The 22,833-nt window shown below is 58.6% G+C and carries 13 protein-coding genes; 10 read left to right on the top strand and 3 right to left on the bottom strand.

From position 1 onward, the window contains the following. Window positions 1-183 precede the first annotated feature (183 nt). The 4 genes from BGLCM_RS00270 (at window position 184) to BGLCM_RS00255 (ending at window position 5,344) form a co-directional block, all read left to right on the top strand. On the top strand, window positions 184-1,464 hold the full coding sequence (locus tag BGLCM_RS00270) for an ABC transporter substrate-binding protein (RefSeq protein ID WP_148401428.1): 1,281 nt from the start codon (window positions 184-186) through the stop codon (window positions 1,462-1,464). Window positions 1,465-2,129: 665 nt separating this feature from the next. Next, window positions 2,130-3,185: a ketol-acid reductoisomerase gene (gene ilvC, locus BGLCM_RS00265; protein ID WP_006295529.1), complete on the top strand. Its 1,056-nt coding sequence runs from the start codon at window positions 2,130-2,132 to the stop codon at window positions 3,183-3,185. A 319-nt stretch (window positions 3,186-3,504) separates the two neighbouring features. Further along, window positions 3,505-3,834 carry a hypothetical protein gene (locus tag BGLCM_RS08585; RefSeq protein ID WP_052380763.1) on the top strand — a complete coding sequence of 110 codons (330 nt, stop codon included), beginning with the start codon at window positions 3,505-3,507 and terminating at the stop codon, window positions 3,832-3,834. Then, window positions 3,800-5,344, top strand: a complete 1,545-nt coding sequence (locus tag BGLCM_RS00255) for an MFS transporter (protein WP_238548598.1) — start codon at window positions 3,800-3,802, stop codon at window positions 5,342-5,344. The genes BGLCM_RS08585 and BGLCM_RS00255 overlap by 35 nt, the downstream gene beginning before the upstream one ends. 65 nt (window positions 5,345-5,409) lie before the next feature. On the opposite strand, the gene BGLCM_RS00250 is transcribed toward BGLCM_RS00255, so the two are convergent. Then, window positions 5,410-6,261, bottom strand: a complete 852-nt coding sequence (locus BGLCM_RS00250; protein ID WP_044084332.1) for a hypothetical protein — start codon at window positions 6,259-6,261, stop codon at window positions 5,410-5,412. 523 nt (window positions 6,262-6,784) lie between these two features. On the opposite strand from BGLCM_RS00250, the gene BGLCM_RS00245 reads away from it, so the two are divergent. Next, on the top strand, window positions 6,785-7,627 hold the full coding sequence (locus BGLCM_RS00245; protein ID WP_160268322.1) for a glycerophosphodiester phosphodiesterase: 843 nt from the start codon (window positions 6,785-6,787) through the stop codon (window positions 7,625-7,627). Between the two features lie 120 nt (window positions 7,628-7,747). Here the strand turns inward: BGLCM_RS00245 and BGLCM_RS00240 are convergent, their stop codons facing one another. After that, window positions 7,748-9,205 (bottom strand): amino acid permease, encoded by a 1,458-nt coding sequence (locus BGLCM_RS00240; protein ID WP_044084384.1) that lies wholly within the window; start codon window positions 9,203-9,205, stop codon window positions 7,748-7,750. 1,018 nt (window positions 9,206-10,223) lie between these two features. Here BGLCM_RS00240 and BGLCM_RS00235 point away from each other — a divergent pair. The 3 genes from BGLCM_RS00235 to BGLCM_RS00225 all read left to right on the top strand — a co-directional run bounded on the left by BGLCM_RS00235 (window position 10,224) and on the right by BGLCM_RS00225 (window position 15,709). Next, entirely contained in the window at window positions 10,224-10,925 is a 702-nt protein-coding gene (locus BGLCM_RS00235) for an ABC transporter ATP-binding protein (protein ID WP_006295516.1), read from the top strand. A 109-nt stretch (window positions 10,926-11,034) separates the two neighbouring features. Beyond that, complete coding sequence (locus BGLCM_RS00230) at window positions 11,035-13,977, top strand: FtsX-like permease family protein (RefSeq protein WP_006295514.1); 2,943 nt, start codon at window positions 11,035-11,037, stop codon at window positions 13,975-13,977. Between the two features lie 244 nt (window positions 13,978-14,221). After that, complete coding sequence (locus tag BGLCM_RS00225; RefSeq protein WP_044084331.1) at window positions 14,222-15,709, top strand: amino acid permease; 1,488 nt, start codon at window positions 14,222-14,224, stop codon at window positions 15,707-15,709. A gap of 93 nt (window positions 15,710-15,802) precedes the next feature. Here BGLCM_RS00225 and BGLCM_RS00220 read toward each other — a convergent pair whose 3' ends face one another. Next, on the bottom strand, window positions 15,803-17,284 hold the full coding sequence (locus BGLCM_RS00220) for a vWA domain-containing protein (protein WP_006295508.1): 1,482 nt from the start codon (window positions 17,282-17,284) through the stop codon (window positions 15,803-15,805). Window positions 17,285-17,777: 493 nt separating this feature from the next. Between BGLCM_RS00220 and BGLCM_RS00215 the strand changes: the two genes are divergently transcribed. After that, window positions 17,778-20,579, top strand: coding sequence for a YhgE/Pip domain-containing protein (locus BGLCM_RS00215; RefSeq protein WP_006295507.1), 2,802 nt, complete (start codon window positions 17,778-17,780; stop codon window positions 20,577-20,579). Continuing rightward, window positions 20,576-22,765: a YhgE/Pip domain-containing protein gene (locus BGLCM_RS00210; RefSeq protein ID WP_006295506.1), complete on the top strand. Its 2,190-nt coding sequence runs from the start codon at window positions 20,576-20,578 to the stop codon at window positions 22,763-22,765. The genes BGLCM_RS00215 and BGLCM_RS00210 overlap by 4 nt, the downstream gene beginning before the upstream one ends. Window positions 22,766-22,833 lie beyond the last annotated feature (68 nt).

The raw sequence follows: 22,833 nt of genomic DNA, 5'->3' as shown, positions 1-22,833 counted from the left end.
CACTGGCGGACGGGGACACGTATACGAGCGAAGAGAGCGTCAATCAACCACACAACCTACGCACTTCGCCAACCCACGGGAGGAAACGTGATTCATATGGCAAGCAACAACACCAACGACAATCGAATGAACGAACGAATGGAAGGCTTTGGCGCACAGCGCGCGGGTTCGATGTGCAACTCGATGCGCAAGAAGGGGACGCATCGCAAGGCCGCGCTGGCTGTGACGGCCATGGTCGCGGCCGCCATGCTCGCATTGTCGGGCTGCGGATCGGGATCGTCGAGCGACACGTCTGGCGCCTCAAGCGCCAGCGCCACAGCGGACGGCGGCATGGTCATCGGCGCATTGCTGCCGCTCACGGGCACGATTTCCTACCTGGCGCCGCCTGAAGAGGCCGCAATCAAGCTCGCCGTCAAAGACATCAATGCCGCGGGTGGCGTGCTCGGCAAGGATGTGACGGAAGTGGAAGCCGATACTTCCGATGGTGAGCATGCCGACCAGAACACGTCGGCCGCGCAGTCGGTGCTCGCCAAGCACCCGTCGGTCGTCATTGGACCGGCCGCGTCGGGCGTGGTCAAGAACGTCTACAAGAGCATTGTGGCGGAAAAGATTCCTGTCATTTCGATGGCGTCCACATCGATGACGCTTTCAGGCATGGACCCCTATTTCTTCCGTACTGTGGCCCCGGATGCCGTGCAGGGCGCCGTCATGGGCAACCTCATCGCGGGTGACGGCGTCAAGAAGCTGGCCATCGCCTGTTTCAACGACGAGTATGGCACGGGCATGCGTGACGTGATTCTTGAGCAGCTTAAGGATTCAGGCGTTGAAGTGGTGTACGGCGACAAAGATGCATTTGATCCGGCCGAGACGAACTACGCATCGATTGCCTCGGCAGTCAAGAACTCGGGCGCCGACGCGACGCTCGTCATCTCGTACGACCAGGCGACGCCGTTGATCAAGGCGCTTTCTTCGACAGGCGTGGATACGCACAAGCTGTATCTGGTCGATGGTAACACGGTCGATTATTCAAACACCTACGAACCCGGATTGCTGGAAGGTTCAAAGGGCACAATTCCGGGTGTGCATGTGGATGATGCGTTCCTTGAGGCGCTCAAAGGTACCGGTGTGAAGATTTCGGACACGACCTATGCGGCTGAAACCTATGACGCCGTGATCCTCGCGGCCTTGGCGGCCGAGCAGGGCGGTGACGTGTCTGGCGAGACAATCCAGAAGAACCTGGCTTCGGTCTCCGGCGCCGACGGCGGCGAGAAGTGCGACAGCTTCAAGGCTTGCAAGGCGCTGATCAAGGACAAGAAGAAGATCCAGTACTCGGGCAAGACGGGCATCGGCGCGTTCAACAAGAACAACGACCCGAGCTCCGCGAGCATCGGCATCTACGAATACGACAAGGACAACGTCAACGTGTTCCAGTCGATGCAGTCGGGTGATGTGCCGCAGTCATAATCACGCCAGGCCGGCCGGTTTCTAAAGCCGGCAGTGCGCAAGAATGAAGCGAACCCCTGAGATATACAGGCGTCCCGTACGGCATCTGAACCTCCATGCAGATGTGCGGGGCGCCTTCTTTGGTGCCTTTTGAACGTTTTATTGATGGTGGTGGTTGTGGCGGAAACGGGGGAGAGTTGGGCAGTGAGAGAAGGGGGCGAGGTGAGAGGCGAGAGGTGAGAGTGCGGGGAGCGCCAGGGCGAGCGCGGGGAACATGCGAGGAATGTGGGGGCAGGCTGAGGCTGAGCATCCCCCCGACTCATATCGGCATCTCAGCATGTGACCGGAATGGGCAGGCAGCCGTGTGGGCCTCGTGAATCTTGCAAAACGCTGGAATAATACACGTATCGTATGGATTGAGCGGGTTGGAACGGCTTGGCAATGTGCGTGAGTTGTGAATGATTGCTGCCCGGTTTCCGAAAGGTGGACGAGAGGCCATGACCCCTCGTCGTTTGGGTAACATGGGGCGCAGTCTCAACGACAGAATCGCTGATGATGCACGCACATCCCGCCAAAACGGGTTGCCCGCAATCGAAATTGGGGGCGTTTGCAGGCACGACTGAAGCAAACACACCATGACCGTGGCTTCGCGCCACACTTTGAAACAGTAAGAAGGAGTGCCATCCATGGCAGCACAGATCTGGTACGAAAACGACGGTGACCTCTCGGTCCTCGACGGCAAGAAGGTCGCCATCATCGGTTACGGCTCGCAGGGCCACGCCCACGCGCTGAACCTGCGTGATTCGGGCGTCGACGTTGTTGTCGGCCTGCGTCCGAACTCGAAGTCCGTTGAATTCGCCAAGGAGCAGGGCCTTGAAGTCAAGAGCGTTGCCGATGCCGCCAAGGAAGCTGATGTCATCATGATTCTGGCTCCTGATCAGCATCAGAAGGCGATCTGGGAGAACGACATTGAGCCGAACATCAAGCCGGGCGCCGCTCTGGCTTTCGCACACGGCTTCAACATTCACTACGGCTACATCAAGCCGACTGAGGACCACCCGGTCTTCATGGTTGCCCCGAAGGGCCCGGGCCACATCGTGCGTCGTGAGTACGCCGCTGGCCGTGGCGTGCCGGTCGTGACGGCCGTTGAGCAGGATCCTCGCGGTGACGGCTGGGATCTGGCCCTGGCTTATGCCAAGGGCATGGGTGCCCTGCGTGCAGGCGCCATCAAGACGACGTTCAAGGAAGAGACCGAAACCGATCTGTTCGGTGAGCAGAACGTGCTGCTCGGCGGCGTGAACAAGCTTGTCGAGATGGGCTTCGAGGTGCTGACCGACGCTGGTTACCAGCCGGAAATCGCCTACTTCGAGGTGTGCCACGAGCTCAAGATGATCGTTGACCTGATGAACGAAGGCGGCCTGAACAAGGATCGTTGGTCCTGCTCCGACACCGCTCAGTACGGCGATTACGTCAACACCGTCATCGACGAGCACACTCGCGAGCGCATGCAGTACCACCTGCAGCGCATCCAGGACGGCTCCTTCGCCCAGGAATTCATGGACGACCAGGCTGCCGGCGCTCCGAAGTTCAAGCAGCTGCAGGAAGAGTACTCGAACGTGCGCATCGAAGAGGTGGGCCCGAAGCTGCGCGCCATGTTCTCTTGGAACAACGAGGCCGCCAAGGACGCTGACGAGGCCAACTCGTTCACGGGCAAGATCGCTCGCGCCCAGGTTCAGGAGTGAGTCTGCTGAGCTTGACAGCTTGAGCACTGCTGAGCAGCTGAGCTGCTGAGCTGTCGAGCTCGATAGAGTATTTGGTAGTACTTGGTAGTACTTGCTACAGGTCCGTGCCCACTGGTTACCTAGGTAACCAGTGGGGCACGGGGCTTTTTGTGTTGGTATGGGGGTAGGAGACTGGGTGGAGCGGCGAGCGTTGTCAGTCGTTGGGTGACGAGCGTTGCCGAGCGTTTGTCGGCAGCATTGCCGTTGTGCCGCGCGGGCTGCAACGGCGGTGCCGCACGCGCCGGGCGGCACCATCCTGCGCTTGCGATAATAAGAAACTATGGCAGAACACACTCAAGCATCTTCATCTTCGCCGCAATCAGAGTCTGCGGAACAGAACTTGCCCGAGCCGGATTCCACGCGAACCGATCCGCCGCAATCCGCCGTCCAATCAGCCACGGCCGCCGAGTCAACCACGGCCGCCGAGCCAACCACGGCTGCTGAGCCAGCCGCGGCCGCTGAACCGGCCCCGCAACCGGCCCCGCAACAGGCCCCGCAACCAGCTTCAGCGCCGGAACCTGAGCCGCGCACGAGTTTCCAGCCGGGCCTAGCGGCCTACACGCGCCCTGGCATTGATGACCGCATCGACCCCGAGCCAGGAGCTCAATGAGCGCGACAAAGCCGCCATCGGCCGTCTCGGCATGCCTACGGTCAAGCGCCGCGCGGCACAGCCGACCGTCGATAGTCCCACCGTGCAGATCGCGCGCATGAGCACCGGCAGCGCCGCGTCCGTCGTCACGAGCGGTTTGGCTTCGTTGGCTGCCGTGGACACGGCGGTGCCCGACGAAACCAGCGCATTCCTTGATATGCGCGATCCGTTGACGGCCGCGAACGGCCAGCGCCCCACACGCACGCAACTGATCCGGTTTGGCATCGGATTCTTCCTATGCGCGCTGATTTGCGCCGTGCCATGGGTGGCGTTGTCTACGGTGGTGCTGCCGTACATGTTTGAGTATTTGACGCCCAGCAGCAAAGTCGCAATGGTCGGGTTGACGAACGGTTTGGGCGCGATCATTGCGTTGCTGTCCAATGTGCTGTTTGGTGCGCTGTCTGATATCACGCGCACTGCAGTGGGCAGACGAACGCCTTGGATTGTGGGCGGTGGAGCGCTCACGAGCATCGCGATGTGGGGCTGTCTGCAGAACGTCGATACGCCCGCCGCCGTGATTGCGTGGTGGTGCGTGGCGCAGTTCGGTTACAACATGATGTTGGCGCCGTTCGTCGCCTCCTTGGCCGACCGCATTCCCGACAAAGTGCGCGGATCGATTTCCGGTGCCTATGGGGCCGGCATCGCAGTAGGGCAGACGCTTGGTTCGATTGTGGGCGCCGCGTTGATCGCGCACGGCCGGAGCGGTGTGCGCTTGGGCTGGGGTATTGGCGTGGGTGTGTTTGTGCTCACGGCCGTTGGCGTCGTGCTGATTTGGCCGCGCGAGCCCAACAACCGCAACGAAGTACACCAGCAGTTCCATGCCAAAGCGTTGGCCGACCTGTTCCGTCCGCCGCGTCATGCGCCCGATTTCATGCGCGCGCTACTCGGCCGCACGCTGATGATGACGGGCTATTGGATGATTATCACGTTCCAGCTTTATATTGCGCAGGACTACATTTTCACGGGTCATCCCGACGCAATCGGCCTCGCCGCACGGCTTATCGCTGTAATGGCCATTATTACACTCATTACGTCGGGTGTGGGGTCGCTGGCCGCCGGCCCGATCACCGACCGTCTTGAACGTCGCAAGCTGCCTGTGGCATTGGCCGGTTGCTTGTTTGCGTTCGGCGCGCTGATGCCGCTCGTGTTCCGTTCGGTGGTCGGCATGCTGCTGTTCGCCGCGTTCGCAGGCCTCGGCTACGGCGCGTACTGCGCAATCGACCAGGCGCTCAACGTGGCCGTGTTGCCCGACGCCAAGACGGCCGGGCGCGATTTGGGCATTCTGAACATGTCGAACACGCTATCCACCGTGCTCGGCTCGCTGCTCGCGGCACTCATTGTGCTGATCGCCAAGCATGCGCTCGGCGTGAGTCACGTGCCACCCGTTGCGTTCGCTTGGATTTTCATTGTGGCGATTGTGCTCGTGCTCGTCGCGTCGTGGATCGTCACACGCATCCGCAGCGTGCGCTGAGTCGGGTTACACGAATCCGCACTGGGCTGGGCTGGGCCGCGCTCAAATTGCAGCGGCGGCCATGTTCAGACCAGATCCTCGGCGTCCGGCTCGCTCACCGGGATGCGGCGCTCATACCATGCGTCATCCATCGGCAGATTGGGTTCGACAAACGGCTCGGCCATCGCCTGCTCCACAAGTTGGGCGCCCGTGGTGCCAGCTCCGGCTGTGAGCACCGGCATCGCCGCATCATCCCACCATTGGCGCCATGCAGCGATTTCATCGTCGTCGGTTTGCGCAACCAGCACTCCGGCTACGCTGTATGGCGCCATTTGCAGCGCCTGCTCACGGCTCGCCGGCAGCAGGCCGACGGGCACGTCCGTGCGTTCGTGCAGCGCCACCACAAACTCGGCGACCACGTCCGGCAGCGTAGCCGGCTGACTCCAGCTTGTCTGTGTTATTTCCGATGATGCGGGCTGTGGCACGCGCACCCCCTGTGGCGCCGCGTCACTGCTGCCTTCCAGCCCATCGGTGATCACGAGCCACACTTCGCCAAACACCACGTCTTCAATCGTGATTGTCTCAGATGTTTCATTGCCGCCATCGCACCACACTTGCACTGTGCACGGGTCGTCGCGCGTGATAGGCGGCATTGTGATGAACCATGCATGTTGTTCGCCCTGTTCGGGTGCAGTCGCGGATACCCCTTGGGGTGTTGAAAGCGGCGTGGAGCGCCTGGCAATAATGCGCCCTTGCGCATTGCGCACTTCAGCATGCACGAGTGTTTCAGCCGTAACCGCGCCATTGACGAAGCCGCACAGCATGGTTTCACGGCCACGCTGCAATACCATGTGATCGCCGAATGGGGCGCATAAGCGTACCTGTGGTGCGCCGTTGGTCGTGGGTGCTGCTGGCATGGATTGGTCACTGGCAGTCATTGGCTTCGGCTCCTTTGAGTGTGCATGGCTCGTCATGCATTCTACGCCCATGGCCCGTGCAACCCGATGAACAGTTCGCTACTGCCGCGATAACGCCAAGATCCACACCACCAGTTTAAGAATTTGTAGGGTTGATACGGCTTTCCCTCTTCTTTCAAACATAGGGACGCCGCGATTGTGCAGTGCACGATGCGAAGTTTTTGGACGAATCGCCCGGATGGCATATGCCAGCATCGCGTATCGCATAATCGAGCCGTCAACAACGAGGGTATGAGGGTTGGCTATTTCCTCAAGATGCCAATGATTGCAAGGGTTGCGCCACCAGCAACACTGCAGTCGCCATGCAGCTAACGTCCAGTTAGGGACCGGATGGTAGAAGAGGAAAGGAAACACTCTCATGATTCATCGTCCGGCAACGGCTCTCATCGGCGCAGCGCTCACACTATCGATGGCTGTGCCCATAGCTTTTGCCGTACCAGGGAGCCAACCAGTCAATCAAGCCAGTCAGATCGACACCGCATTCATGGAGCGAGAACGTCTCAAGCGCCAGAGTGTGCATGCCGTTACCGATGCGGTCTCGAAGCAACTTAACGTGGCCCTTGACAAGATGAATCGCAAACCAATGTTCGCCCATCGTGGCTTTGTGGCCGACAAATCCGTGGTACCGAACTCCTTCCAAGCGTTTGACGCGGCGATCAAGAATAATTGCCCGCAAGTGGAATTGGATATTCGTACGAGCAAGGATGGCGTCTACTACATCAACCATGACGCCACATTGAATGCCGTGGCAGGCATTGACCGCCGTGTGGATGAGATGACGAGCAAGGAATTGGACTCCGTACGCATGAGGAACGGTGAGCGGTTGCATCGCTTGAGTGAATTGTTCGACCGATATGGCACCAAACTGTATTACCTGATTGAATTCAAAGAATCCGATGCCAGCGCGATTGCGTTCCGCAACCTGTTGGCGCGGTACCCGCAGCTGGTCAACCGTGTGGAAGTGCAGTCGTTCTATCCGGGCATTCTGAGCCGTCTTGACGGCATTTTGCCCAACCTATACAAGCAGCTGCTCGTAGGACGCCAATCCACATTGACGGCGCATATCAACGATGATTATTTGGATTCGATGGCCATCGCCAAGCACATGGCCAAGCCCGCCACAATCGCCCAGATTCATGATAAAGGCAAGGAAGTGTGGACGTGGACGTTGGAACGGTCATCGGTGATTGAACGCAATCTGGCCGATGGTGTGGATGGCGTGATCACCGATTCGTCAACGGTGGCGCGCACGGTGCGCAACTTCAACACCAAACAATCCCAAAAAGCCAAACAAGCCGCCGCAGATCGCCAACAGCAGGCGCAGTAATCCCAGCCAAAACAGTAGTCACCAACAATGTGAAGAAACGCATTGCCCACTACTCACCGCAGAGGGGTCCATCGTTACAACGATGGACCCCTCTGTTGCTTTGCGATGTTGTTTTGGGTGTCAATGCTGTTGCGCTTCAGAGCGGCGCTCGGCGCGCGCCATGCATTCATAGACCGTTAGCAGCACGGCCAGCCAAATCACGCCGGCAATCAACGCCACGCGGTAGCTTGCCGAGAATCCCATCAGCACGGCCACGAGCGCCATGAACGCAATCACGACGACTGAGGACACATGGCCGCCAGGCAGTTTGAACGCCAATGCTTGCACGGCGTCCCTACCGGTGAGCCCTTTGAGCGCTCCTGGACCGTTGCCGGCCTCGACCGTGCGGCGGAACTTCCATTCGGTAATCAGCACCATCGTCCAATTGATGAACGCGGCAATCGTGGCGATTGACATCAGATAGTTGAATGCGAACTCAGGCCATACAAACACCACGACCACGGCGAACGCTGTGATCACCGCGGAGGTCAGCACGCCGGCCACGGGCACGCCACGGCGGTTGACACGGCCCAAATAGCGTGGTGCATTGCCTTGATGCGCCAATGCGTAGAGCATGCGCGAATTGGCATACAGCCCCGAATTGTAAACGCTCATGACAGCCGTCAAACATACGAAGTTCAGCAATCCTGCCGCAATGCGCACGCCGACCGAATCGAAGATTTGCACAAACGGACTCATCGTGCCATCAATGCGGTTCCATGGCACCACAGCCATAATCACGCCCAACGCCGCCACATAGAACACGAGAATGCGCCAAATGATGCCATTCGTGGCCTTGGGGATTGTGCGGCGCGGCTCGGCCGTCTCGCCAGCCGTAATGCCAATCAATTCGGTGCCGCCGAATGAGAACATCACCACGACAAGAGCCATCAGCAGCCCGGTCCAATGACCATCGGAGGTCTGTTGCATAAGTCCGTGAGGCAGAAATCCACCATCAATGGAAAACCAGTTGGCGAAACTGGCGCGTACCCCCAAATCAGTGGGCAGAGCGCACACAATGATGACGATACCGCCCACGATCATGGCGATCACAGCGATAATCTTGATCAGCGCAAACCAAAACTCGGCCTCGCCGAACTCGCTGACGCCGAGCAAATTAAGCGCCGTGATCACGATCAGGAAGAACACGGCCGACACCCAAGTGGGGATGCCGGGGAACCAATAGTTGACGAACGAACCGACGACGGAAAGCTCGACCATCGACACGAGAATGTAGTTGAACCAGTAATTCCAACCGCTGACGAAACCCGCGCGCTTCGACCAGTACCGGCTGGCGTAATAGCTGAACGCGCCGGCCTGCGGATCTTCGACGCTCATCTCGCCGAGCGCGCGCACAATCATGAAAATGGCCAGACCGCCGATGATGTAGGCGAGCATGATGGACGGACCCGCCAGACTGATCGATTCGCTCGACCCGTAAAACAAGCCCGTGCCGATCGCTCCACCCAAAGCGATGAGCTGGATGTGGCGGTTTTTGAGCTGTTTCTTGAGTCCGGGCGTCTCGGAGGGGGGCTGCATGCGGCCCGCGCCCACAGCGGGCGCAATGTTTGCAGGATTGTCGACGACTGCATCTCCAGTCATCTCCTGCTTCGTGTTCTTCTGGGTCATCGTGACTCTTCCCGCGCCGTGCTCGGGGATGCAAAGTTCCGGCGCACCGCCAATTCTAAAGCCACTGACGCGACGTGAGGGCCCCTGTTCTGGAGCCGGATGACCCTCTTGTGCCCCCGTTCCTTCTTTCTTTCCTCTCTCTTCGCTCTCTTCCCTCTCTTCGCTCTCTTCGCTCTCTTCCCTCTCTTTCTCTCTCTTCTTTTCTTGCTCTCTTCTCTCTCTTCTTCTCTTGCTCTCTTTCTCTCTCTTCCTATTCCCCTTCCTTCCCTGTCCTTCCTCTCTTTCCTTCTCGCCCTCTTCTTCTCTCACCACTCGCTCTTTCCTCTTCTTCCTTTCCCTCCCACTCTTTCCCCTTCCTCTATTCTTCTTTCTTTCCCGTCTCTTGATCCCAACTTGCGTCTTTCCTGACCAGCCTGGTCAGGGAAGTGGCGCTTGTGGTCCTGAAACTGCGTCTCCCCTGACCAGCTTGGTCAGGGGAGTGGCGTTTTTTGGCCTGGAACTGCAGTTTTGCTGACCGGCTTGGTCAGGAGAGTTACAGTTTCGAGGCTGAAACTGCTGTTTTCCTTACCAGCCTGGTCAGGAAAGTTACGGTTTGGGTTTGTGGTGGGGTTTGCAGGGATCTGTTGGGTGCGGTGGGAGTGCGGATTGGGGTGAACTTGCGTCTTTCCTGACCAGCTTGGCTAGGAGAGTTGCGATTTTTGGCCTGGAACTGCAGTTTTGCTGACCAGCCCGGTCAGGAGAGATGCGGTTTGGGGTGGGGGTGAGGTTTGGTTGCGGCGCGGCCGGCAGCTCGGTGTGGGTCGGTGAGCGCGAGGCGGCTTGACGCGCGGGACGGGGGCTCGTGTTGCCGGGTTTGGTTCGTTAGGATGGGTAGTACGTTCGGGCGGCGCGATGGGGTGTCGGCTCAGAGGGTGCGGGGAGGATTGGCATGGCGTTCATTGAGTTCAAGAACGTGGTCAAAGAGTACGCGGCCGGCGAGGGCGTGATTAAGGCGCTTGACGGTGCCAGTTTTACTGCCGATGAGGGTCGTCTGACCGTCGTGCTCGGCCAGTCGGGTGCGGGCAAGACTACGGCTCTGAACATTTTGGGCGGTATGGACACGGCTTCTTCGGGCAAGGTGCTGGTAGCAGGGCGCGATATTACGGCGTTGAACCATAAGGAGCTCATCACGTATCGGCGCAACGACATCGGTTTCGTGTTCCAGTTTTACAACCTGATCCCGAATCTGACGGCGCTTGAGAATGTGGAGTTGGCCGCCCAGATTTGCCCCGACCATTTCGACGCCGCTTCCACATTGGAACAAGTTGGTTTGGCTGACCGGCTCAACAATTTCCCAGCCCAGCTTTCCGGCGGTGAGCAGCAGCGTGTGTCGATCGCTCGCGCTGTCGCGAAGAAACCGAAGCTGTTGCTCTGTGACGAGCCCACGGGCGCGCTTGATTATGAGACGGGCAAGGAGGTGCTTGATTTGCTGCAACGCATCAGCCGCGAGCAGGGCATGACTGTGGTCATCATCACGCACAACGCTGCCGTGGCTCCGATGGCCGACTCGATTGTGCGGTTCCGGTCTGGCAAGGTGGTCAGTCAGGAGTTCAATCCCTCGCCCACGTCCATCAGCCAGATCGAATGGTGAGCAGTTGAGGAGTTGTCTTGCCACAGTAGGGGGCACAAAAATATTAATAATTGTTATTTCCGCATAACCGGACGGGCCGTTCCGAGCCGCAGAAGTCGAAAAGGAGGCGATGATGGACGCACGCCAGCACAGCCGGAAGCATGCCACCATGCTCAATGCCGCGTTCCTGACGGACACATGGCGGTCGTGGCGGCATGCCGTCAAGCCGTTCTTGTCAATCATGATCATCGCGATGCTCGGCGTGACTGTGTTGACGGGCATGTATGCGGGCTGCCGGGACGCGTTCCTGGCGGCGAACAAGTATTACCAAACTCAAGGGCTGCACGACATCCAGATCGCGTCTACGCTCGGACTGGACGATGACGACGTGACGGCCGTGCGCAGTGTTGAAGGCGTGGAGGCCGTGCAAGCCGAACGCAGTCAAACCGTGCAGATTGAATCGGGGGATGTGTCAAAACCGGCCGTCATCACGATGATTGGCACGAACGGCCTTGACCAGCCGTCGTTGCAGCGCGGACGCATGCCGACCAAGTGGGGGGAGGCGGCCGTCACTGAAACGCTGCTGAAGAAAACAGGGCTGAAGCTCGGGCAGCGCATGCGCGTCAAAGTGCCGCAGGATCCGGCAGTAACGGGCATTCCGGATGAGCTGACGATTGTTGGCGTCGTGCTGCCGGCCGACGATTTGGCCAATCCGGACGGCTACCGCGCGTCGAACTCATTCCGTGCCACAGCGAACACGGCGCTGCCCGTGTATGTGCCGCCCGAGGGGTTGAGCGGCGCGGCGTACACGGCGCTGTCGTTGCGCGTGGACGGCACGCAATACATGGATTCGTTCAGCGACGAGTACGACGAGGCCGTGGATCAAGTGCGCAAGCGCATTGATGACGATGTCAAAACCCAGCGTGAGCAGGCTCGGGCCGATACGTTGCGTGAGCAGGCGCAACGGGAGCTCGACGACGCCAAGGCGACGGCCGTGGATGAGGCGACGACTAAGGCGCTTGACGAAGCGCTGGAACAAGCCAAGGAACAGGCCAAAGCGCAGGTGCTGGTGCAGGCAGGGGTGCCGGGGGCGTCGGCGTTGGTGAACGGTGGGACTGCCGGAACTAGCGGGACTGCGGGAAGTGGCACGGCTGCGGAAACTGGCGGGACTGCGGGAAGTGGCACGGCTGCGGAAACTGGGACGGGCGCGACGGCAGACGTGGCGGCTCGCATGGACGCGGTCGTGGCGGCCAATCCGGCGCTGCGGCAGGCGGTTGAGCGTGCGCAAGCGCAGGTGACGTTGCCGGACGACGTGAAAACACGCATCGAACAGCAGGTGCGCGAACAGGTGGACGAGCAGTTCGCCAAGGAAACCGCTGAACAGCAGCGGCAGATTGACGCAATCAAACCGGCGACCTGGTATGTGCAGACGCGATCGGCGTTGAGTGGCGTGTCGTCGCTGGATTCCGATATCAGTTCGATGCAGAAAATCGGCAATGCGTTCCCGATTGTGTTTTTGGTCGTGGCCGTGATGATGAGCCTGACGACGATGACCCGTCTCGTGGAAGAAGACCGCGGATTCGTGGGCACGTATCTGGGGCTCGGCTATAGCGGGCGCATGCTCGTGATGCGGTATCTGCTGTTTGCCGTGTTGGCGTGCCTGATTGGCGGGGGTCTCGGATTGCTGATCGGGTTCCTTGGCATCCCGGCGTTCCTGATGCTCGTGATTCATGGCCTGTATGCGATTCCGCACATGACGTTGCAATACGACTGGCTTGTGGGTTCGCTGGGCGTGCTGCTGTTCGTGGTGGCCGTGGGTGCCGCGGCTGTGGCGGCAGCCATGCGCGAGACGGGACTCAGCCCGGCAGTGCTGATGCGGCCCAAAGCACCCAGAGCTGGATCGCGTATTCTGCTCGAGCGCATCAAACCGCTCTGGAGCCGCATGAGCTTCTTGAGCAAAGTGACGGCGCGCAACATTTTCCGGTTCAAATCACGCCTGATCATGACGCTTGGCGGCGTGGCCGGATGCACGGCGCTGATTATTTGCGGCCTTGCGATCAACGACACGGTGAACCGTCTGGGCGTGGCGCAGTTTGAAGGCGCCTACCACTATGACGTGACCGTGGTGGCCAATAATGGCCAGATACTTGACGATTTGCGCAAGTCGGGCGACACGACCGCATCAATGGACGCCTCAGTCAATGCGGGCACAGTGGAATACGACGGTTCCAGCACCACAGTGCAGGTCATTGTGGTGCCGGACGCGCAAAAAACCAAGCTCAATCAGATGTTCGCACTGCGGCCGGAACGGTGTTCGGGCCATTGCGAAGCCGCCGTGCTCAATGATTCGGGCGTGATCGCCACGCAGTCGGGTGTGCAAACGTTGGGTGTGCATGCGGGTGCCGATGTGGATTTGCAAGTCGGCTCGTCCAAACCGCAGCAGGTGCATGTGGAATCGGTCGTGCACAACCTGATTGGTGCCGACGTGTACATGACGCAGCAATTGTATGAATCGCTCTATGGTGCCGAACCCACATGGAATGCGATTTATGCGGATTTGGACATGAGCGATGAGCAGGTCGAGCGTTTGGTGGACCAGCTGAACGAGGACCATGATGTGATCACGGCGGCGAGCACGGCGCATCAGGCCAAAACGTTCCGGTTCGACCTGATGGGAGCCATCGTTGTGCTGATCACAATGTTGGCTGGCGCGCTCGCGCTCGTCGTGCTGTTCACGTTGGCCAACACGAATGTTTCCGAACGTTTGCGCGAAATGGCCACGCTCAAAGTGTTGGGCTTCTATGACCGCGAAGTGCACCACTATGTCAATCGCGAGATGCGCATCATCACGGTCATGGGCATTGTGCTGGGCTTGCCGTTGGGCTGGTGGATCAGCGGACTGTTGACAAGCGCGCTGAACATGCCAGGACTCTACTTCGAGGTGTATGTGTCGCCATGGAGCTACGCGTTCGCCGTGGTAGCCACAATGGCGTTCGCATTGCTCGTGCAGCTGTTCGTCAATCCCGTGCTCGACCGCATCGATCCTGTCACATCGCTCAAATCCGTGGAATGACTCGCATAATAAAGCGCAGCGGTATTGTGGGCGCCAGCCCGCTGTGGTGGTAGCTGAAGCTTCCAGCGCACAAAAGGGATGCGCCTGAATTACAGTATTGGACGTTATGCGTTCTTCTTCATCTTTGACGGATCAGTCTGTGCCTGGTTCTGCGCCCGCGCCATCGGGATCTGGGTCATCGCTATCCGGGCGGCCCGCGCCTGGTCCGGGCCATGACATGCATGATGTAGCAGGGAGTTCTCTTATGTCAGCTTCGTCAACTCCATCCACACAGTCCGCTGTGAACCGCGCCGACACCCATGAGGCCAACGAAATGGCACGCGGCTTGAGCAACCGCCATGTGCAGTTCATTGCGATTGGCGGCACGATCGGCACGGGCTTGTTCCTGGGCTCAGGCGAATCGATTGCGTTGACGGGCCCGAGCATTGTGCTCGTCTACATTGTCGTCGGCCTTGTCATGTTCCTGATGATGCGCGCGATCGGCGAGCTCATGTACAGCGATCCCGACCAGCACACGTTCATCAACTTCATCAACCGTTACTGCGGGCCGGCCATCGGCAAGTTCGCGCTCGTGTCGTACTGGATTGCGTTGTTGCTCGTCGGCATGACGGAATTGTCTGCCGTGGGCGCCTATTTCGTTACGTTCTTCGGCACGTTCGGCATCGATTTGGCCGCGTGGAAATGGGCGATTGAGCTTGTGTTCCTTGTGGGATTGATCTGCTTGAACCTGTGCGCTGTCAAGTTCTTCGGGGAGACCGAGTTCTGGTTTTCGATGATCAAGATCACGCTGATCGTTGCGATGATCGCCACGGCCGTCGTCATGCTCGTGATCGGTTTCAAATATGGCCAGACCCAGATTCCCGGTCAGGACCATCCTTCTCCCGGAGCTTCCGTCAGCTTGATGAACATTATTAACGGCTTCCAGATTGCGCCCAACGGCTGGGCCAAGTTCCTGATGAGCTTCCAGATGGTGTTCTTTGCTTACACGCTGATCGAGTTTGTGGGCGTGACCGTTTCGGAGACGAAGAATCCGCGCCGCGTGATTCCGAAGGCGATCAACAACATCATCATGCGCGTGCTGATTTTCTATGTGGGCGCGCTGATTTCAATCATGGCCATTGTGCCATGGCGCAACTTCCAGCCCAACGAAGACGGCTCTTACGCCTCGCCGTTCATCATGGTGTTCGAATACGCCGGGCTCGACTGGGCTGCCGCGCTCGTCTTCTTCGTCGTGTTGACGGCATCGTCGTCCGCGCTCAATTCGCTGCTCTATTCCGCCGGCCGTCATCTGTTCCAGATCGCCGGCAACTCCTCCTCTCCGCGTATCAAAGGCTTGGCGCAGGTTTCGCATCAGAAAGTGCCGGCCAAAGCCATCGTCGTGTCTGGCGCGTTCGTGGGCATCTGCGTGATCGTCAGCATGTTCCCGCAGGTTTCGGGCTCGTTCGTGCTGTTTTCGTCGGCCGCTTCGGCCGTCATCATCCTCATTTACATCCTGACGATGGTGGCCCACTTCCGGTATCGCCGGTCTGCTGAATTTTTACCAGATGGATTTCTGATGCCGGCCTACAAGGTCTTCGATCCGTTGGCCGTCGTGTTCTTTACTTTCATCTACATCACGTTGTTCATCGGCCCATCCACACGTGGCTCCGCCGTGGTGAGTCTGGTCTGGTTCGTGGTGTTCGGCGCTTTTTGCCTCTGGCGCTATCCGCTGCACCACCGCGATGCGAACTAGCTTTCTTATGCAACGAGGGGGATGACTTGAAGTCATCCCCCTCGCAAATCAGCACTCATTGATTAGGTGATGAATGCTGATTGGTGCTGGATCTCAGTGGCGGCGACGCAGCGCGGAAACACCGAGCGTACCGAGGCCGGCGGCCAGGGCGATGCCCATTGCGATCAGCATTGTGACGGTGTCGGAACCCGTGTTGGCCAGCGGTGCTTCAGCGTTGTTGGCTGGAGCCTGCGGCTTGGTCTCGTCGGCAGGCTTCGTGTCTACGGCGGCCTCATCCTTCGTGTCTTCGGTCGGCTCGTCGGCCGGCTGATCCGTAGGCTCGTCGGTGGGCTCATCAGCAGGTTCATCTTGCTCATCATCCACAGTCAACGTCATGTCGGCAACCGTGATCGGCGTGGTCTGCGGGTCGCTGACCGTCAGCTGACCGTTCGTGGCCGTGGTCAGCTTGTACGTGGCTGATGCGGTGGCGGGAGCCACCGCGCCATTGGTTTCCTTGGCATGCTCCTGGGCCTTCGCATTCGGAGTGAACTTGAGCGTCATCGAGTAGATTTCGCCCGGCACGAGTTCGTAACCGGCTGGGAACGCCATCGAGTAGGAGCGTGTATCGGCGTTGTACTGCACGGTGGCGCCTGCGTCGGTGGCAGCCTTGTTCAGCGTGGCAGCTGATGCGGCGTCAGCGTCGGCTTCCACCACAGGATCGACGTATTCGGTCAGCTGCGTATCGACGGTCACATCGGTGAAGCGCTTGCGGATGGCGTCGGCAATCGTGTCGAACGCATTGTTCAGCGACTGCTGGTCGGTGCCATACATGATTTGTGCAGGATACTTCGGCGCCTTGGCATTGATGCCGTCCACGAGCTCCTTCATCGACTCGCTTGCGCTGGTGCGTGTGGACACGGCGTAAATTTGCGTGTTTGGCATCGTGTTGGCCGCTTCAATGGCCTTGGGCACTGCGTTGGGCTCACTCCATGAGGTGTCGGTGCAGTTCGCTACGGCCGGATAGCACGAGTTGATCGTATTGGGGTAGCCGTCAGACATCAGCACCACATACGACTTGCGAGCAGAGTCACCCTGCACAAGAGCGGAGGCATTTTGCAGCGCGCCATCCCAATTCGTGTTGCCTCGCGAGGTCAAGGTGTTCAGGGCTTGCGCGACGAGTGCGGGGCTATGCGTCCACTCTGAACCGTTCGAGAATTCAAGCGTCTTCGCTTCCGAGGAGAACCGCACAATCGACATGCGCACGGTATCGTTCTCGTCGTTGAGCAGCTGGTTGGCCAAGCCGTTGACGGCGTTCTTGGCGACCTTCATATCAGTGGTCGTCATGCTGCCGGAAACGTCCATCAGCACCACGACGTCAGACTCGGTCTGCTGCTGGGCGGTATCCATATCGGTGCTGCTGACGGACACGGTCAGCGAATAGCTGCCATCACCGTTCCCCATCAACGCGGAACTGTGGCCAATAACGGGAGTGGTGTCATCAGCGTGAGCGGTCGCCACGCCCATCATGCCGGTCAAGGCAAGTGCTGCCGTGGCGCACAGAGCCGTGGCAGCCTTACGGAATCGAGTGAGATTCATGGAAATCCTTCAACTTTGAATATGAACTATGTTGAGATACCTACGTCATGTTCGCATCATGATGACCACCTCGACCGAATAGGGACATGGGTGGAGGCGATAGGGCGTTATTCTAACAGCGAATGATAACGTTCGCACCCTTGTTGTCCATTCCTCCAGCATTGGCGTGCGGGTCAGATAATGATTGATTTTCCGCCTGTTGCTTGGTGCTGTGCGGTATTGCTTGGTGTTCTGACATGTTTCGCATAGTGCCACCGGGTGTCTGTGGTCGATATGTTTCCTTACGCTACTTGTTGCGTAGCGCTACGATATTCGTATCGTTATTGAAGCTGAGTGCATTCGTGTGCACGTTGTGGCTATGGGTGCAGATTGCGATCCTGCAAGCTGGAACCCGCATGGTTTGGGCTATGCGTGAACCGCGGTGGCATGCCGCACCTGCTCAGAGACCATGGACGTAAGACCAATAGGAAACAGCGGTAAGCGAGGGAGGACCATGCGTAACGTTTGGACGATTGTCAAGCGCGATACTCTGCGTTTGTTGCGCGCGCCTGCGGCTTGGGTCATCCTTATCGGCTTGACGTTCATCCCGGCCATGTATGCGTGGTTCAACATCTACGGGTTTTGGAATCCATACAACAACACGTCGGGCATTACGGTCGCCGTAGCCAATGAGGATGAAGGCACGACAAGTAAACAGCTCGGCCATCTTGATTTGGGCAAGCAAATCATTGGCAAACTCAAAGACAACCACCAACTCGGTTGGCGTTTTGAATCCGAATCCGAAGCCATGCAATGCGTCGAATCAGGCGAATGTTATGCGGCCATTGTGATTCCCCGCGATTTCAGCGCCAACGTGGCCTCCATCTTCACCGCGGATGCTCATACTCCAGCATTGGACTATTACGTCAACGAGAAAATCAACGCAATCTCACCCAAAATCACTGATGTGGGCGCCACCACGGTCGACCGACAAATCAACAACACGTTTGTGGCCACAGTGGCCAACACGGTCAGTGAAACGATCAACTCGACCAATGCCGAACTGTCGAATCGCACGGACCAGGCCATTGCGAAAACGACGAACGAATTGAATGCCGCACAACAATCAATCAAAGATGGCCGCGACACGATCAGCGAGTTGACGCATACCCTCGAACAAACCCCTGAGCGCACGCAGGCGGCACGCACAGCCATCGACCAGGCTGTCAGCGCCGCATCGAGCGCATCCACGGGTCTAAAAACAGGTCAAGATCTGCTCAATCAAACACAAACCAAGATCGGCACATTCTCGTCCCAAGCTTCCTCGACGCTGGACGAAGGCTCGGCGTTGCTTTCACAAGCTTCAGGAGACACCGCGTCCAACATCACCACAATCAGTTCGGCCATCAGTTCGGGCACCGGTCAAACAGGCAGCGCATTGACAGGCATGCAGGGCGTGAACTCGTCGATGGCCTCAATTCTGAGCGATTTGCAAGCGATTGACGTGAGCGCCTTGAGCCCGGAACTGCAGCAACAATTGCAAGCGATCATCACTGATCTGCAGCAAAAGAACACCGATACGGGTGTGATCATCACCGATTTGCAAACGCTGAACAGCGACACGCAAACCACGGCGAACACCGTGAGCGCGCTGGCCACACAAACCAACACGTCGGTGCAAGACTCGTTGCGCGCCGCAGGCAACGCGCGCACACAAATCTCCACAGGCGCACTGCCCAAACTCAATATGGGCCTGAACTCGTTGGCCACAACGGCCGGCACGCTGGCCGGCGGATTGAGCGGCCAACAGTCGCTCGTGGAACAAACACGCACTGTGCTCGACCAGCTTGATGCGGTGGCGAGCTCAGCCAAAACCGCTTTGCAAAACACCGACACGCTGCTAGGCACGATGAACGGGCGCATCGACACGTTGAAAACCGATTTGACCTCATTGTCGTCAGCTAATGCGCTCACGAGCCTTTTGGGTGTGGACGGCAAGCTGGATGCGACCACCATCGCGGACTTCATGAACTCGCCTACCGTGCTCAACACGCACAACCTGTATCCGATCAACTCGTATGGCACAGGCATGGCGCCATTGTTCACGAACCTGGCGTTGTGGGGGGGTACGTTCATGCTGATGGTCATTCCCAAGCTCGAAGTGGACGATGAAGGTCTCGAAGGGCTGGGCGTCACGACAAGCCAAAAATATATGGGACGCTACCTCGTGCTCGCACAAATCGCAACGATGCAAGCAGTCGTCACCACAGTGGGCGATCTGGTGGTGGGCGTGCAAACAGTCAACGCATTCATGTTCGTATTGACGGGCGTGATTGCTTCCCTCGTCTACCTGTCGCTGGTCTACGCGTTGTCGACCACATTCATGCTCGTGGGCAAAGGCCTTGTGGTTGCGCTGATCATGGTGCAAATACCAGGCGCCTCAGGCTTGTATCCGATCGAGATGATGCCGAAGTTCTTCCGCGTGCTATATCCGTTCTTCCCGTTCACGTATTCAATTGACGCGTTCCGTGAAACGATTGGCGGTTTCTATGACGGCACCTGGATCAAACGCGTGGCCGTGCTGCTGATTTTCGCGGTGCTCTCGTTCTTCGTGGGCCTGACCTTGCGCCCGCTCATGGCCAACTTCATCCGCCTGTTCGCACGCGAGATGAACGAATCAGACATGTTCCTCAAAGAGGAAGTCTATTTGCCCGAACGCACGGTGGGCACAGCCGACGCGTTGCTCGCATTGGCCGACAAAGGCGGCTACCGCAAAGAAATCGAAGCGCGTGCACAACGTTTCGCGCAACTGTATCCCAAGCTGCTGCGCGGCGCGTTAATCGCAGGTCTTGTGGTGCCGATTGTTTTGAGCATCACGTTCTCGTTGACCACAGGCACGAAACTCGTGGCATTGGCGGTATGGATCATTTGGCTGCTGCTGATCATGCTGTTCCTGATGATTGTGGAAGTGATCCGCGATTCATTCCGCCGGCGCGTGGCCATCAGCGGATTGAGCGACGAAGCGTTGACCACCATGCTGTTCCGTCGCACACGCCATCATCAGCGATTGCACACGCATGCCGCCAAACACGCGGCTGGGATACCGACGCATGCGGATGCCTCGCAGACACCAGAACGTAGCGACCCCGATCTGGCCGACACGATCGAAATGGACGCTGTTGAACCAACTGAACCGACAGAACCGACTGAACCAGCCGAACTGCCCACTTCAGCAAGCTCAACGTCGAGTGGACACACCGACGCGGCACAGGCTACGAACGATGCAGACGAAACCGATGGCGGGAGGCGGTCATGAAGACGATGTGGCATATCTTCACAGGCGACGTGCGCCGCATGGCGTCCAATGTCGTATCGATCATCATCACGATCGGACTCGTCGTGATTCCAGGCTTGTTCACCTGGTTCAACGTGAGCGCCTGCTGGGATCCGTTCGCCAACACGAAGAACCTGCAGTTCGCAATCGCCAACGAGGACGAAGGCTATTCCTCCGATTTGCTGCCGATGAAGATTTCGGTCGGCAGCGAGATTGTCAACTCGTTGCGCGCCAACTCGCAGCTTGATTGGACGTTCACCACCGCCGACCAGGCCATTGACGGCACCAAATCAGGCGAATATTATGCGGCAGTCGTGATTCCGAAGGATTTCAGTCGCAATATGATGACGTTCTTCGACGCGGACGCCCACCACGCCACGCTCGACTATTACGACAACGAGAAATCAAACGCGCTCGCCCCGCATTTGACAGGGGAGGGTGCCGATGAAATCTCGGCCACGATCAACCAGATGTTCGCCAAAGAACTCGTCAGCTCGGCGTTGGGCATCGCTACAGCCCTGATCAACAACTTGGACAAACCCGAAGCCCAACAGCGTTTGGCCACGTTCAACCAGAACATCAGCGCGTTGGCCGGTACGCTCACCGACGCGGCCACTGCCTTGAGCACCTACTCGGCATTGACGGGCGGCGCCCAAACATTGCTGACGTCCACCGCCAGCCTCGTGCACAGCGCCGACGACGCGGCTTCCTCGGCATCGGGCGAGCTCACCACGGCCAAGCAAAGCGTGGCTGACCTCTCCGCCGCGCTCGGCACGTCGGCCTCGGCGTTGTCGGGGGCGCTGTCGAGCAGTGCCGACGCGTTCTCGGCTGTGGGCTCCAAGGCCAAGTCGCTGTTTTCCGACGCCGACACGCAGGCCGGGGACTCGGCTTCAGCGTTGCGCGCGATGGCCACGCGCGTCAATGATCAGGCCGCCACCTACGAGCAGTTGCGCAACCGTCTTGACGCGCTGTCGAACCAGCTGCCGCAGCAGGCTCAGCAGTCGCTCAAGACCATTGTCAGCCGCTTCGATGCGTTGGTTTCACTGCAGCACTCGCTTGCCGACAAGCTCAATTCAGCCGCGTCCGACATCGACTCGAACGTATCGGTCAGCCAAGGCAAACGCGAGCAGATCAACAATCTGTTCAGCCAGGCCCGCTCAATGATTTCAGGCATCAACACTGATTTTTCATCATCACTCAAGCCCGATCTTGACTCGATGCTCGCCTCGTTCTCCTCGGCCGGTACGCAACTGGCGTCCACGGCTGGCGACATCAAAGACTCGTTTGGCGACCTTGATTCCATCACCGGTACGGCCAATGAACAGTTGACGCGCGCCAATGAGACGATCACGAAGGCTTCCGAATCGTTGTCTCGCGCCGGTAAACAGCTCACGGATTTCCAGAGCAAGTTCAGCGCGGCACTCGAAAGCGGTGATGCCAACACAATCAAACAGCTGCTGGGTTCCGACCCGTCGTCGCTCGCTTCGGCGCTCTCGGCTCCCGTGGCCCTCAAACGTCATGCCGTGTTCCCCGTCAGCACATTTGGTGCTTCTCTGGCACCGTTCTACACATTCATACCGTTGTGGGTCGGCGCGTTGCTGTTGGGCGTCACGTTGCAACCCGAATTGTCCAAAAAGCGCCGTGCCAAGCTGGGCGACAAGCTCAAACCGCATCAGGAGTTCCTGGGCCATTATGGGATTTATTGTCTGCTGGCGTTGTGCCAGGCCACATTCGACTGCGGCGGCACACTGCTGTTTTTGAAGCTGCCCGTCGTGCATCCATGGCTGTTCATGCTGTCGGGCTGGACCGCTTCGTTCGTGTTCTCGCTGTTCGTATATACGATGATTGTCAGTTTTGCAAATGTGGGCAAGGCAATCAGCGTGCTCATGCTGATCATGCAGATCTCCGGTTCAGACGGTGCGTATCCGATTTCGATCCTGCCCGCGTTGATCAGCGACGTGCATCCGTTCCTGCCGGTGAGCTATGCGGTGACGATGATGCGTGGCGCCATTGCCGGAGTATATGGCAACACGTATTGGGTGGCTATGGGCAAACTGCTGTGCTTTGTGCCACCGTTGCTGCTGATCGGACTTGTGCTGCGTAAACCGCTGATGAAGTTCAACACCTGGTATCTGGCAAAAGTCGAAAGCACGCAAGTGTTGACCTGATCGCCGGTGCCCCAACAGTGGGGCGGCGGATTGCGGATGACGGCGGCGATGTGCGGCCGTGCGGAAAT

It is taken from the genome of Bifidobacterium gallicum DSM 20093 = LMG 11596 (assembly GCF_000741205.1).
GTDB classification, from domain to species: Bacteria; Actinomycetota; Actinomycetes; order Actinomycetales; family Bifidobacteriaceae; genus Bifidobacterium; species Bifidobacterium gallicum.
The sequence above is the reverse complement of the archived record's forward strand: the minus strand, read 5'-3'. Positions and strand labels throughout refer to the sequence as shown.

What these genes read in the sequence shown, in the direction of transcription:
- BGLCM_RS00270 (WP_148401428.1), top strand. Translation starts at nt 184, where the DNA reads ATGCGCAAGAAGGGGACGCATCGCAAGGCCGCGCTGGCTGTGACGGCC.
- ilvC (WP_006295529.1), top strand. Translation starts at nt 2,130, where the DNA reads ATGGCAGCACAGATCTGGTACGAAAACGACGGTGACCTCTCGGTCCTC.
- BGLCM_RS08585 (WP_052380763.1), top strand. Translation starts at nt 3,505, where the DNA reads ATGGCAGAACACACTCAAGCATCTTCATCTTCGCCGCAATCAGAGTCT.
- BGLCM_RS00255 (WP_238548598.1), top strand. Translation starts at nt 3,800, where the DNA reads ATGACCGCATCGACCCCGAGCCAGGAGCTCAATGAGCGCGACAAAGCC.
- BGLCM_RS00250 (WP_044084332.1), bottom strand. Translation starts at nt 6,261, where the DNA reads ATGACTGCCAGTGACCAATCCATGCCAGCAGCACCCACGACCAACGGC.
- BGLCM_RS00245 (WP_160268322.1), top strand. Translation starts at nt 6,785, where the DNA reads ATGGAGCGAGAACGTCTCAAGCGCCAGAGTGTGCATGCCGTTACCGAT.
- BGLCM_RS00240 (WP_044084384.1), bottom strand. Translation starts at nt 9,205, where the DNA reads ATGCAGCCCCCCTCCGAGACGCCCGGACTCAAGAAACAGCTCAAAAAC.
- BGLCM_RS00235 (WP_006295516.1), top strand. Translation starts at nt 10,224, where the DNA reads ATGGCGTTCATTGAGTTCAAGAACGTGGTCAAAGAGTACGCGGCCGGC.
- BGLCM_RS00230 (WP_006295514.1), top strand. Translation starts at nt 11,035, where the DNA reads ATGATGGACGCACGCCAGCACAGCCGGAAGCATGCCACCATGCTCAAT.
- BGLCM_RS00225 (WP_044084331.1), top strand. Translation starts at nt 14,222, where the DNA reads ATGTCAGCTTCGTCAACTCCATCCACACAGTCCGCTGTGAACCGCGCC.
- BGLCM_RS00220 (WP_006295508.1), bottom strand. Translation starts at nt 17,284, where the DNA reads ATGAATCTCACTCGATTCCGTAAGGCTGCCACGGCTCTGTGCGCCACG.
- BGLCM_RS00215 (WP_006295507.1), top strand. Translation starts at nt 17,778, where the DNA reads ATGCGTAACGTTTGGACGATTGTCAAGCGCGATACTCTGCGTTTGTTG.
- BGLCM_RS00210 (WP_006295506.1), top strand. Translation starts at nt 20,576, where the DNA reads ATGAAGACGATGTGGCATATCTTCACAGGCGACGTGCGCCGCATGGCG.